This is a genomic window from Brachyspira pilosicoli (assembly GCF_019402445.1).
Lineage (GTDB): Bacteria > Spirochaetota > Brachyspiria > Brachyspirales > Brachyspiraceae > Brachyspira > Brachyspira pilosicoli_B.
Map to the genome: position 1 here is coordinate 1 of NZ_SRZM01000395.1, position 12,790 is coordinate 12,790.

Genomic DNA, 12,790 nt, shown 5'->3' on the forward strand with positions numbered 1-12,790 from the left:
ACCAAGTAGGTGCCTATCGGCAAAAGAACTTGGGTTTTACCCTACAGGCACGCTTCGCAGGGGGCAAAGCCCCAACTATAAATTTAAAACACTAAAAATTTAATCACTATCAATATTTATTAATTTAGTTTTGAAACAAGTATATTATTTATAACTCTTATTTATAATATTCAATCGCTTCTATATATTGATTTCTTAATTCATCATTTGTTATGCTGTTAGTAAAGTTTTTTAGATAGTTTATTCCTTCTTCTTTGTTTCCCATAATTATTTTATAAATGCCGTTAAAATATATAGCTTCATATAGTTTTTGAGAATTACTATGATTGTTTAATACTTCATTAAAATATTTAATACCTTCATCAAACTGTTCATTATAAAATAAAAGTGTTCCTATATCTACTAAATATGTTGGTATGTCTTCTTTTTCTATTTTGTTTTCTTTTAGTAATATGTCATACATTTCCATTGCTTCTTTATAATACTCGGAGTCTATATATATTTTTAATTTTTCTACTGTTGGATTATCATTTGAAAACTCCTTATTAATGTTTTCTTTTTTTTCTTCTATATTTTTTATCTCTTCAAGTAAATCATTTGTATCAATATAGCCTAATATCTTTTTTATAATAAAGTTATTTGTATTTATAAAAACTGTAGTAGGGAAGGCACTAATATTATATTGGTTTGTAAGAAGTTTTATATTTTTATCATTGTATTCAGCATTAATTTTTAAAGGCACAAAATTGTAATTAATATTAGAAACTATGTCTTTATCCAAATAAACATTCGTCTCCATTATCTTACAAATTGTACACCAATCTGTATAAAAGTCTATCATTATGGTTTTATTTTCTTTTATAGCTTTTTCTAATGCAGTATTATAATTAGTTTCCCAATTTATTAATTGTGTATTTTGATTATTATTACAAGACAATAATAATATACTAAATGCTATAGTAAAAATATTTTTCATTTATATATCCTAATTTATTTTTTATTCAGTATAAAAAAACAGCCATCATATATAAAATATAATGACTGTTATTTATTATCAAGTATTTATATAAAACTAATTATTAATATTTAGTTTCATAAGGAAGAAGAGCAATATTTCTAGCTCTCTTTATAGCTTTAGTAACTAATCTTTGATGTTTAGAGCAAGTACCATTTAAGCGTTTAGGTATGATTTTTCCACTTTCTTTAACATATTTTTTTAATAATTTTATGTCTTTATAATCTAATACATCAATATTGTTTTTGCAGAAATAGCATATTTTTTTCTTAAAGAATTTTTTTCTGCTAGCTGCATCTTTTTCATTTACTTCTTTGTTAAAATGCTGTTTTTTATCAGCTTTAACTTTATTTTCTTCTTCATTAGTAGAAGTATTTTCTATATTTTCTGTGTTTTCTAATTCCATTATTTTATCTCCTCAAATATTTAATTAAAATGGTACATCATCATCGTCAGAAAAACTACCTATATCAATACCATCAGACATACCGCCTCCAACAGAAGCAGAAGGAGTATATGTTGTATCCATTCCGCTAGATGGAGTGTTAGCACCTAGCATTTGCATACTATTAACTATGATTCTAATTCTTGATTTTGTAGTATTTGTATCTTTATCTTGCCATCTATCCTGTCTTAAAGAACCATTAATAGCTATTTGTTTGCCTTTAGTTAAATATTTGCTTATAGTTTCTGCTGTTTTACCAAAAGCAACTACATCAAAATAGTTAACCTCATTAGCATTTTTAGTGCTTACATAATAATTATTTGCTATAGAAAATTCTACAACAGCACTTCCGCTTGGCAAATATTTTAGCATTGGGTCAGCAGTAAGTCTGCCTATTAAAGTTACATTATTTACATCTGACATAATAATTTAAGCCTCTTAGATTGATGAATAATTATGCTTCTTGACTATTAGATTCTTCTTTTTTAACTTCTTTTTTTTGCATAATTTCATCTAAACGAACTATTATAAATCTTAATATACTAAGCTCATATCTTAATTCTTTTTCAATTGTTTGTAAGCTTTTACCATCACATTTGAAATGATAGAAATAGAATTTACCCTCATTTACTTTACGAATAGGGTAGCTTAGCTTGTGAATGCCATAATCTGATTCATTGAAGATTTCGCAATGATAATTTTGTAGGATTGATTTGACATGTTCTTTTGCTTTTTGATGTACAGAGTCATTTATCTCTGTAACGAAAAGAATTTCATATTCTCTCATTTTTGTAAACTCCTTGGACAAGGCTTCATATTTTTACGAAGCGAAGTATTTAATATTATTTTTATTCTAGCGATTATATATTTTTTTGCTAAAAAGTCAATGAATTTTATTATATAAATTTGGGTATAGAATTTTATGCTGAAATAATATATATTAATATAAAATGGTTGTTATATGAAAGACTATAATAAAGAGATTTTTACTACAGATATAAAATATGTAAAAGGCGTAGGTCCAAAATACGCAGAAACACTCGCTAAAAAAAATATATTCACACTTTATGATTTAATAACATTTTTCCCAAGAACATATGATGACAGAAGAAACACATTAAAGATAAATGAAGCATTAAAAAATCCAGATAAAAACTCTGTGGTGTATGTTGAAGTTATAGATGTTGGCAGTTTTACTTTTCAGTTTAGAAAGAAGCCATTAATAATAGTAACAGACGGCATCACATTATGCGAAGTTCCTATATATGGCGGACGTGTTCCTGCTGGAGCAACTAAAGGAGCAAAATTATATCTTACAGGGAAGTTTGTACGCAATATGAGAGGGAAGGTGCAATGCAGGTTTGTGGAGTTTGAAAAGCCTTCTTCTAATTCTTTATCCTATGGAAAAATAGTGCCTATATATCCGCTTACAGAAGGGCTATCTCAAAAAAAATTAAGAACTTTAATTGTAAGTGAGTTAGAAAAATTTGAAAAGAACATGCAATATGATATACCAAAGGTTATCAAGAAAAAATACAGATTAAAAAGTTTTGTAAGCTCTATAATGGAGATGCATTTTCCTACATCTTTTGAGGCATTGGAAGAGGCAAGAGAGAGTTTAGTTTTTGAAGAGTTTTTAACTTTTCAGTATATACATTTAAGCGAGAGAAGGCCAAATATACTTATAAAAGAAGAAAGGTATAATAGCAGTAATTTATTAGATAGGGTGAAATTAAGTTTAGGATTTAATCTTACAGATGACCAAAATAATGCTATAGAAGAGATAAAAAAAGATATGTTTTCTAATAGGCAATTATTTAGGCTTCTTCAGGGAGATGTTGGTGCTGGAAAAACTATTGTGGCATTTTTAACTGCATTAATACCAACAGAATCTAATTTTCAAACAGCCTTTTTAGCTCCCACAGAAATATTAGCACTTCAGCATTATTATACTTTTAAAAAAATAATAAAAAATGCCAACTTAGAAGATGTTATAAAAATAGATATACTTACTTCATCTGTTAGTCAGAATGAAAGAGCATATACATTAAAAAGACTTAGAGAAGGCAAAACTCATATATTAGTAGGAACGCACTCTATACTATATGATGAAGTTGTATTTAAAAATCTTGCTTATGCTATAGTAGATGAACAGCAGAGATTTGGAGTTAATCAGAGAAATAAATTATTATCAAAAGGAAATAATGTTGATTATCTATTAATGACAGCAACTCCAATACCTCAGTCTTTGGCTTTAACTTTATTTGGAGAGTTGGATTTATCTATTATTAAGAGCATGCCGAAAGGAAGAAAGGGCGTGCTTACCAAATATAAAGAGTTATACGAAAGAGACCATTGTTATAAGTTTTTAAAAAGCAGAATAGCAAAAGGTGAGCAGGGTTATGTGGTTTTTCCTTTTATAGAGAATGATGACAGCAGTATAATTACTTTATCGAGCGAGTTTGAGAGGGCTAAGCAAACCTATTTTGAAAACATTAACATAGAAATAATACATGGTAAGATGAAAGATGAAGAGAAAGAATATATTATGAATAGGTTTTCAAATGGTGAGATAAAGGTGCTTTTTTCAACAACGGTAATTGAAGTAGGTATAGACAACCCCAACGCCACGACAATATTAATAGAAGGTGCAGAGCGTTTTGGATTATCGCAGCTTCATCAGCTTAGAGGAAGAGTTGGGCGTGGCGATAAACTTGGCTATTGTTACTTAATACTTCATAGCGAGCTTAATGATATAATAAAAGAGAGAATTAATGTAATATGCGAAACTACTGATGGTTTTAAGATAGCTGAAAAAGATTTAGAGCTTAGGGGTGCTGGAGAGTTTTTGGGAGATAAGCAAAGCGGCATAGCAGATTTTAAGCTTGGAAATATTGTAAAAGATGCTGAGATTATGCGTAAGGCAAAAGATGAGATGCGAGAATTATTGAAGCTTGATAGAGAAGAGTTTTTTAGAGAGAATGAAGACTTTGTTATTAAAGCGAATTATTTAAAGAAAGAAATGAATATTTAGTTTTTTTATTGAACTCAAAACTTGTTTATATAAATTGTTTTAAAACTTTTATGTTTAATTATATAAGTTTTTATTTTATTCAACTTTTTCCCGAAAGTTGCAAAAAGTGCAAATACTACAACTTTATATTTTACAATATATCTTAGATGTAATATAACATCTAAAATTTAACATATACCTAAAGGTAGATTTTATAAAATGCAGTTCTTTTGGTTCTTTTATACCAATACCAAATTCGGGGGCTAGTCCCCGAAATAAGTAAAAACATAAAAAATAAATTTTAATGAGTTTAAAAAATATTTATAATACATTGAAACAATTATTTTTTATCAATTTTTTGTTGTTCTTTTTCCCGCAGCTCGCACCAATACCTAAAGGTACTTCCTACGGTCGTAGGCACTTCCTTCGGTCGCGGTGCGGACTTCGTCAAAAGAACCAAAAAGTGCAAATATTTTAGTTTTATTAAAATTAAATATAAGAGTTATAGCTTAGCCATATACTAAAATAATTAATTATAAAACAAAAATGCTTTACAAAAATTATTATTATATTATCATGTATATAAAATAAGCTTGTATAAGGGGATTTATTTATGGAATATAAACAAATAGTTAACGAAGATTATATAGCTAAAGAAGAAAACCCAATCAAACAAAGCGATATATATAAATTGGCAGAAGAGTTTGCTAGTAGTAGCGATAATAAAAAATCTGAAAATAATTATGCAATGCTTATAGTTGATGCACAGAGAGATTTTGTAGATACAGAAAAAGGGGCATTGCCTGTACGCGGAGCTAAACAAGATATTTCAAGAATAACTAAATTTATTTTTGAAAATATAAACTCAATTTCAGCAATATACACTACAATAGACACTCATAGATATGATGCTATATTTCATCCTTGTTTATGGAAAGATAAAGAAGGTAATGATGTTAATCCTTTTACAGAAATTACAATAGAAAAAATAGAAAATAAAGAAGTAATACCTGTTTTTGAAGATATTCAAATTGATTATGTAAGAACATTAAAATCACAAGGTAGTCAAAACCTAATTGTTTGGCCTTATCATTGTATATATGCTACAGACGGCTGGCTTATAGAAAAACAATTATCTAATATGCTTCTTTTTTATGAGAGAGCAAAAAATACTTCAGTTAATAGAATAGTTAAAGGCACAGATAAATTCAGCGAAATGTATGGAGCTATAAAACAAGAAGTTGTAAGCAAATATACTTCTAATAATTCTCATACTTGGATTTATACAATGAAAGATTATGATAAAATATATATATGCGGAGAGGCAAAAGATTATTGCGTTTATGAAACTGTTAAGCAATTATGCGAAGAGTATGACAGCAGTGTTAGAAGTAAGCTTTATGTGATGATGAATTGCTGCAGTTCAATAGGCGATGAAATAAAATGCAATTTGAAGTATAAAGAGTTGTCGAAGAAATACGGCATAAACTTGATAGAGATATAATTATTAGTTTATCAATTTTTTTTATTGTTCTTTTTCCCGCCGCTCGCACCCATACCTAAAGGTACTTCTTTCAGTCGCAGGCACTCCCTTCGGTCGCGGTGCGGAGTTATTCAAAGTTTAAAAAATGCAAATATTTAAATTTCATATATAATAAAAATATATATAAATAATAAAATATGTTTTGGGTGATATTTCATAAAATGCAGTCTTTTTGCTTCTTTGGGTCACCAAAAGAAGTAGGGGTTTGGGGACTAGTCCCCAAAAATAATGCAAAAATAAAAATTAAACAAATATTTTCACAAACTACCAAATATTCACTATACACAAAAAATAATATTTAACTTAAAAAATAAACATACTTTTTCCGAGAATTAATGCAGTAAAATTAATTTTTATTATGATGAGTAAATATGGCTATAATAGAGTTTAAATTACCAACTAGAATAAAATTCGGAATTGATTCTATAGAATGTCTTCATGACACAATTAAACAATACGGCGGAAGAGTTGTTGTTGTAACAGATGGAAACTCTTTCAATCAAATAGGCGTAATAGATAGAATAGTAAGCAAATTAGAAGATAATCTAATGAATGTTATGGTTTATTCTAAAGTAGGTTCAAGTTCTAATAGTGATGCTTCAGATGTTATAGCTAATTTAGTAAGATATAGTAAAGCAGAATGTATAGTTGCTATAGGAGGATTTAAAGTTCAAAATATAGCTAAAGGTGCTTCTGTTGTAGTTACTAATAGCGGAGAAGCTTCAGATTATGTTGGTGGTCAAACTGTATATCATAAGCCATTCCCATTAATAAGCGTGCCTACTATACTTGGTTCTTTATCAGAAATTACTACTGGAATGTATTTGGTAGATAAATATGATGGAATATGCAAAGAATCTACTGATAAAAATATATATGCAAGTGATTGTATAATAGACCCTGCATTATATACAACAGTACCTGTAAAATATTCTATAAGCAGTGCTTTAAGTGTATTTGCTATGGCTTTTGACTTGTATATGAGCACTACTCTAAATGAAATTAATGCTCCTATTATTAAAAATGCTATGAGATTAAGCATAAAAGGATTAAGTAAACTTATATTAGACAGCTCAAATGTAGACAATATATCAAATATAGCTATGGCTAATATGATGTGTGCTATGGCTAGTTCTAATGCTAGTCTTGGGGCTTCAAGGGCTTTATCTATTGCTATTAATAATATGTATAATGTTAATAAATCCATTATCTCTTCAATGCTTCTTCCGCATATTATGGAATATTATATACCTGTTGTACCTGATAAATATACAATACTTGCAGATTTCATTAACGGAGTTGACCCTGAAATGACTCCTTTTGAAATAGCAAGCCAAAGCGGTGAATATATTAAAAAACTTCTTCATGACCTCAACTTACCTAGAAGACTTAATGAAATAAATATGGATAGAAGCAAATTTAATAATGTTGCTAGTATAGCTTTAACTTACAGCGGTATGGACAAACTTCCTAAAGCTATGACGTATGATGCTATCACTACAATATTAGACCAAGCTTATTAATTTTAATCATCATTTTTAGGTGAATATTTATGAGGGTGTTTGTGAAGATAGTCTATTAATTTTTTATTAGGCTTATATTTACTCACAGAAGGAAGCTTTTTATATTCTAAAAGAGTAGTATTATATTTTTCAGCATATTTATTGTATGCAAGACATAATAAATATTCTAAATCAATAGTATCAAGCAAATTATAATGTATGAGAGAATCTATTGCTGTTTCATCTTTAGTATCTAAATAATAATTCCAAAGCAAAACGGCGGTGTATCCATTCACACCAAGCATATCGTCTCCCCTATCAATGCCAACATCTTTCTCTATTTTTTTTAATCCGCCGGTATAACCCAAGTCCTTTAATACAAAACGCAAATCTATCTGAGCACATTTTATTTTTGTATTAAAATATCTCTCTAAAAATGGTATATCAAAACAAGAACCATTAAAAGTAACAACAATAGAATAATTTTTTATATAATCTAGAAAATCTCTCTCATTTTTTCCATGAATAAACACCTGCATATCTTTACCGTCATAACAGCCTATCACTGTAACATAAGACTTTGCAGGCTTCATACCTGTAGTTTCTATATCCAAAAACACAGTTTTATCCATAAACATAGGATAAAGTCTATATAATACTTGATTAGGAAACTTCTTTAAAAAATAATCATAATTTTTTGAGTTCAAATTATATATAGATTTGGGAAGTTCATCTTTTAAGGCTTCTCTTATAGAATTAGGCATTGCATAATAATTAATATTTTTTAATGCACTTTGCCAATCTTTTAAACCTTCTTCCCAAAGTAGGGCTTCTTTTTTAGGACCAATACCGCTTATATGCTGATAAGTATTAGTAATTAAATCTATTATATTATTATTTTCTTTTCCATCTAACGCCATTTGGTGTATCCATTATCTCTATTCCCATACTGTTAAGTTCATCTCTTATCTCATCTGCTCTTTTATAATTTTTCTCTTTTTTAGCTAAAGTACGTTCTTCTATGAGTTTATTAATTTTTTCTTCTTCTGAGCTTTCTATTTCTTTTTCACCATTCATATTAAAACAGTTTATTATATTATTTACTCTCTCTATAAACTTTATTATAGCATCTCTTGAACTAACATTAATAGAATCAAAAGAAATATTTATACTCTTTATAAAACTAAAAAATACTCCCAAAGCCTCAGAAACATTTAAATCATCATAAATAGATTCAAAGAAGTTTTTATTAGCCTCTTCAAGTTCTTTCATTACAGCATTATCATCAGCATCAGTTTTATTAACATCTTTAAGTCTAAATATAAGATCATTAACTCTGTCTATTGCACTTTGAGATTGATTGATTCCTTCTATAGTAAAGTTTAATTGCTTTCTATAATGAGAGTTCATAAGCGAATATCTTATAGCCTCAGCAGATAAACCTTTATTAAGCAAATCTCTAAGAGTATAAAAATTGCCTTTAGACTTTGACATCTTCTCTCCATCAACAATTAAATGCTCGCAGTGAAGCCAATAGTTAACAAACTTCTCATTAAAAGCAGCCTCATTTTGTGCTATTTCGTTTTCATGATGAGGAAATTTATTATCAACCCCTCCAGTATGTATATCAAAATGCTTGCCCAAATATTTGCAGCTCATAGCAGAGCATTCTATATGCCAACCAGGTCTGCCCTTTCCAAAAGGAGAATCCCAATAAACATCTCCGTCTTCTTCTGTGTATGCTTTCCAAAGTACAAAGTCGCTTGCATTTTCTTTATCATATTCATCGCTTGAAACTCTTCCAGAAGCTCCCTCTTTTAATTCCTGCTTATCAAGGTTAGCTAATTCACCATACTCTGGAAATGTGCTTATCTTAAAATATATAGAACCGTCTGCCTCATAAGTATGACCGTTTTTTTCTAGAAGTTTTATTATATCTATCATCTCTTTTATATGTTCTGTAGCAGAAGGGTTTACTGTTGCGGGCTTTATTCTTAAAGTTTTTATATCTTCAAAAAAAGCCTCTTTATATTTTTTTGTATATTCACTTAATGATATATGATTTTCTTTTGAGTTTCTTATAGTTTTATCATCAACATCTGTTAAGTTCATTACTAGCTTTACATTATATCCATAATCTTCTAAAACTCTTCTCACCAAATCACTAAATATATAAGCCCTAAAATTACCAATATGAGCATAATTATAAACCGTAGGTCCGCAAGAATACATTCCAACCTCTTTTTCATTCATCGGTTTAAACTCTTCTTTTTGCCTAGTTAATGAATTATAAAACTTAATCATAAAACTATTTCCTTAATAATAACTCTATTCAATAAAAATATTTCTACCATTTTACTTAAAAGGCTTTATTTGTCAAGGTTTTTAAGGGCTCTTTTTGCAAACTAAAATTACATATTATCAATTAAAATAACACAATTAATACAATTACAAATTATATTATTAAATTAAACAAAAAAAATACTGCTTTTACTCTTGACTTTTTTAATAGTCTGCTATAGAATAGCAAAATCAAAACAAACAAAATAATAGGGGCCAGTAGCTCAGTCGGTTAGAGCAGATGACTCATAATCATCGGGTCCGGGGTTCAAGTCCCTGCTGGCCCACTTATTTCCCCTTAAAAATCTTAATTAATCAATCTCACATGCTAGCAAAGAAAAACGGTAGAACAAAGCATATAATCAAAAACCATACTAAATAAATATAAATAAATATCATATGCTTAGTATTGTCTATACATATATCTTTCATTACAATGCACTCTTCAAATGAAGTCTTAAATGTTTTTACAACGTTAATCGCAATATAAATAAGATGTGCTAAAAACAATATACAATTTATTAAAAGTATAAGTTTACTCATAGAAAAGCCATAATTTATAATTCTATATATTATAGTGCTGAATATAATTAAATCCAATAATGATATAGAAATTACAACCAAACAATATATTATCTTAGTTAATATAGTAGCCTTTTTATCTAGCCTTGTAAACAAAAGATTAATCATCATAAGAGAAAGTGCTATATTATAAACCACAAAACTAACTGTATTTGCATAAGGTCTAAACTCTGCAGATAATAATGCGATAAAAAGTATAAATATAATTATCAAGCTAAATATCATAATCATTCTTGATAAATATATTGATATAATAGACTTAGTTTTTCTATATAAAAAATAAGATACAAATAAAGCTAAACTATATAAAAATATTATTAAAGAAATAGCAATTTTTGCAAATATAAATCCCGCCTCATCATAAGAATAAACTAACGAAGCTAAAGAAGCACCTACTATAAAAATTAAAAAATATGCTATTGAAACTAAAACACTGCTTGCTGTATTAATAATAAAAAGCCAAGAGAAAGTCTCTCCGACCATAGTAAAAAACTCAGATATATTTTTTGTGTCTTTTAAATCAAAATTTATATAAGAAATAATCATTATAATAAAAAATATACAAGGCACAAATACCAAATTATTTATAATAACATAAAAATCTTCAGAATCATACGGAGGCATTGTAACATAATTAAACATAAAATGAAAAGAAAATAACAGTAAACTTATTAGCAAAAAAGACAAAAAAGTCATTACTATTGTTTTAATTTTTAATACGTCTGTATGAAAAAATATAGTAAAACAAAATAAATAAAAAAATGAAAAAGGATAGCTTTTTACAACAAATAAAATCAATGTATTTGCTTCTATTATATCAATACTAAATAAATATATATATAAAGGCACATTTGAAAATAGTATTGCAAATATACTAAGTAATATTTTCAAGTTTTTATTTAAAGTGATGTCCGTATTTATGATATTTAAAAATTTATTATACATTGTTTCCATAGACAAATATATTATATTATAAACAAAAAAATTCAATTGATAATAGTACATACATAAAATTTTGTTATATAAGTTTTTTATTCAACTTTTTCCCGCCTTCGCTGTGCGGACTTCGTCAAAGTTTTCGCCTTTCGGGTACGCTTCGCGAAAAGTGCAGATATTTTTTCACTATATTTAAAAAAACTCTATATTATGATATATTATTTATAACTTTAAATAAATAACATAAGGAATAAGACTATGATTAGTAGTTTGGCTATAAAAAAAATAAAATCAGAAAGTTTAATTCTTATATCTTTAATAGCAGTAAGTATAATATCTCCTATTGCTGTACACTTTGTAGGACTTAAAGGCACAGAGTTTCTTCCTATATTTTTTGCTTTATCTATAGGCACTTTTATTCTAAGCCCAATTTATTTAATAGCTCTTTCAATATTATCCCCACTTGTAAACTATTTAATATTTCAAATGCCTAATGTACCTATTTTGTATTTTTTAATATTTGAAGGAATAGTTTATTCTTTATTAATATCAGTTATTAAGCATTTTTTTAAAAACAGTAATTACATCATTATTTTATCTATTTTATCTTTTATAGCAGCAAGGTTTTCATCTATTTTATTACTAAATATATTTAATTATGATATGTGGTTTAATTCTTTAATTAATGGATATAAAGGAATAATTCTAAACTCTATTTATATAGCTTTAACATATATTATAATAAACAAAAAAAGGCAATAAACATTTTTAAACCATACAAAACTTTTTATTTAGATAATAATATAAGAGTATCTGCTCTTGGTGATTTGGATTTAGAGCTTGGAGATGAACTTAGAGCTTTTAAAAAAGAAAATATAAATAATACTCCTTTAATATTTGAAAGTTTTTTTAATTGCTATAAATATTTAAATACTAATTTTGATTTGCTTTTATATGTGCCATCAAATAAAAATAATAATGTTATGAGTTTTTTTGCTGATGTAATATCAAAAACGCTTAATATAAAAAAATCTGATGATATCCTATTAAACAATAATATAAAAGAGCAAAAAGTATTGGAAACATTAAAAGAAAGAGAAGACAATATAAAAAATGCTTTTACAATTAAAAATATAGAAAACATTAAAAATAAAAAACTTCTTATTATAGATGATGTTTATGCATCTGGTGCCACATTAAAAGAGCTTATAAAATTATTAAAAGAAAATAATATTACAGATATAGAAGTGATAGTATTTTGCTATAGAAATTATAATTTTGAGTAATAAATAATTAATAATTATTTGACAAAAATAAATTTCTCTATTACTATTAGTTAATTGCTGTTTTTACTATATCAGCAAAAAGGAATCGTTTATGATAGACCATAAAATCAATTTATTAGAAAAAAAAA

Annotated in this window: 12 protein-coding genes and 1 tRNA gene; 6 read left to right on the forward strand and 7 right to left on the reverse strand. The window is 27.1% G+C overall.

The features are described from left to right. Nucleotides 1–157: 157 nt before the first annotated feature. The 4 genes from E6A48_RS11235 to rpsF form a co-directional block, all read right to left on the reverse strand. Complete coding sequence (locus E6A48_RS11235) at nucleotides 158–976, reverse strand: thioredoxin family protein (protein WP_219710386.1); 819 nt, start codon at nucleotides 974–976, stop codon at nucleotides 158–160. A 103-nt stretch (nucleotides 977–1,079) separates the two neighbouring features. Continuing rightward, nucleotides 1,080–1,421: a 30S ribosomal protein S18 gene (gene rpsR, locus E6A48_RS11240; protein ID WP_219710388.1), complete on the reverse strand. Its 342-nt coding sequence runs from the start codon at nucleotides 1,419–1,421 to the stop codon at nucleotides 1,080–1,082. A gap of 24 nt (nucleotides 1,422–1,445) precedes the next feature. Then, the gene (locus tag E6A48_RS11245; protein WP_219710390.1) at nucleotides 1,446–1,883 is read right to left on the reverse strand and encodes a single-stranded DNA-binding protein; all 438 of its coding nucleotides are present in this window, start codon (nucleotides 1,881–1,883) and stop codon (nucleotides 1,446–1,448) included. Nucleotides 1,884–1,914: 31 nt separating this feature from the next. After that, nucleotides 1,915–2,247 (reverse strand): 30S ribosomal protein S6, encoded by a 333-nt coding sequence (gene rpsF / locus E6A48_RS11250; RefSeq protein ID WP_014933851.1) that lies wholly within the window; start codon nucleotides 2,245–2,247, stop codon nucleotides 1,915–1,917. 174 nt (nucleotides 2,248–2,421) lie between these two features. Between rpsF and recG the strand changes: the two genes are divergently transcribed. The 3 genes from recG to E6A48_RS11265 all read left to right on the forward strand — a co-directional run bounded on the left by recG (nucleotide 2,422) and on the right by E6A48_RS11265 (nucleotide 7,539). Continuing rightward, nucleotides 2,422–4,494 (forward strand): ATP-dependent DNA helicase RecG, encoded by a 2,073-nt coding sequence (gene recG, locus E6A48_RS11255; protein WP_219710392.1) that lies wholly within the window; start codon nucleotides 2,422–2,424, stop codon nucleotides 4,492–4,494. A 592-nt stretch (nucleotides 4,495–5,086) separates the two neighbouring features. Further along, nucleotides 5,087–5,977, forward strand: coding sequence for a cysteine hydrolase family protein (locus E6A48_RS11260; protein ID WP_219710396.1), 891 nt, complete (start codon nucleotides 5,087–5,089; stop codon nucleotides 5,975–5,977). Between the two features lie 410 nt (nucleotides 5,978–6,387). Then, on the forward strand, nucleotides 6,388–7,539 hold the full coding sequence (locus E6A48_RS11265) for an iron-containing alcohol dehydrogenase (protein WP_219710398.1): 1,152 nt from the start codon (nucleotides 6,388–6,390) through the stop codon (nucleotides 7,537–7,539). A 2-nt stretch (nucleotides 7,540–7,541) separates the two neighbouring features. Here the strand turns inward: E6A48_RS11265 and E6A48_RS11270 are convergent, their stop codons facing one another. After that, on the reverse strand, nucleotides 7,542–8,438 hold the full coding sequence (locus tag E6A48_RS11270; RefSeq protein WP_219710399.1) for a ribonuclease H-like domain-containing protein: 897 nt from the start codon (nucleotides 8,436–8,438) through the stop codon (nucleotides 7,542–7,544). After that, a complete protein-coding gene (cysS, locus tag E6A48_RS11275) occupies nucleotides 8,413–9,822 on the reverse strand; it encodes a cysteine--tRNA ligase (RefSeq protein WP_219710401.1) in 1,410 nt (469 codons plus the stop codon). The genes E6A48_RS11270 and cysS overlap by 26 nt, the downstream gene beginning before the upstream one ends. A gap of 249 nt (nucleotides 9,823–10,071) precedes the next feature. Here cysS and E6A48_RS11280 point away from each other — a divergent pair. Beyond that, a tRNA-Ile gene (locus E6A48_RS11280) sits at nucleotides 10,072–10,145 on the forward strand. Between the two features lie 34 nt (nucleotides 10,146–10,179). Here E6A48_RS11280 and E6A48_RS11285 read toward each other — a convergent pair. Beyond that, the gene (locus E6A48_RS11285) at nucleotides 10,180–11,127 is read right to left on the reverse strand and encodes a hypothetical protein (protein ID WP_258018613.1); all 948 of its coding nucleotides are present in this window, start codon (nucleotides 11,125–11,127) and stop codon (nucleotides 10,180–10,182) included. A gap of 507 nt (nucleotides 11,128–11,634) precedes the next feature. Between E6A48_RS11285 and E6A48_RS11290 the strand changes: the two genes are divergently transcribed. Both E6A48_RS11290 and E6A48_RS11295 read left to right on the forward strand, forming a co-directional pair. Beyond that, nucleotides 11,635–12,138: a hypothetical protein gene (locus E6A48_RS11290; protein WP_219710405.1), complete on the forward strand. Its 504-nt coding sequence runs from the start codon at nucleotides 11,635–11,637 to the stop codon at nucleotides 12,136–12,138. Nucleotides 12,139–12,203: 65 nt separating this feature from the next. Then, nucleotides 12,204–12,662, forward strand: coding sequence for a ComF family protein (locus E6A48_RS11295; protein ID WP_219710407.1), 459 nt, complete (start codon nucleotides 12,204–12,206; stop codon nucleotides 12,660–12,662). Nucleotides 12,663–12,790 lie beyond the last annotated feature (128 nt).

Bases quoted from the DNA above. Each gene is read 5' to 3' on its own strand.
- E6A48_RS11235 (WP_219710386.1), bottom strand. From the start codon at position 976: ATGAAAAATATTTTTACTATAGCATTTAGTATATTATTATTGTCTTGT.
- rpsR (WP_219710388.1), bottom strand. From the start codon at position 1,421: ATGGAATTAGAAAACACAGAAAATATAGAAAATACTTCTACTAATGAA.
- E6A48_RS11245 (WP_219710390.1), bottom strand. From the start codon at position 1,883: ATGTCAGATGTAAATAATGTAACTTTAATAGGCAGACTTACTGCTGAC.
- rpsF (WP_014933851.1), bottom strand. From the start codon at position 2,247: ATGAGAGAATATGAAATTCTTTTCGTTACAGAGATAAATGACTCTGTA.
- recG (WP_219710392.1), top strand. From the start codon at position 2,422: ATGAAAGACTATAATAAAGAGATTTTTACTACAGATATAAAATATGTA.
- E6A48_RS11260 (WP_219710396.1), top strand. From the start codon at position 5,087: ATGGAATATAAACAAATAGTTAACGAAGATTATATAGCTAAAGAAGAA.
- E6A48_RS11265 (WP_219710398.1), top strand. From the start codon at position 6,388: ATGGCTATAATAGAGTTTAAATTACCAACTAGAATAAAATTCGGAATT.
- E6A48_RS11270 (WP_219710399.1), bottom strand. From the start codon at position 8,438: ATGGCGTTAGATGGAAAAGAAAATAATAATATAATAGATTTAATTACT.
- cysS (WP_219710401.1), bottom strand. From the start codon at position 9,822: ATGATTAAGTTTTATAATTCATTAACTAGGCAAAAAGAAGAGTTTAAA.
- E6A48_RS11290 (WP_219710405.1), top strand. From the start codon at position 11,635: ATGATTAGTAGTTTGGCTATAAAAAAAATAAAATCAGAAAGTTTAATT.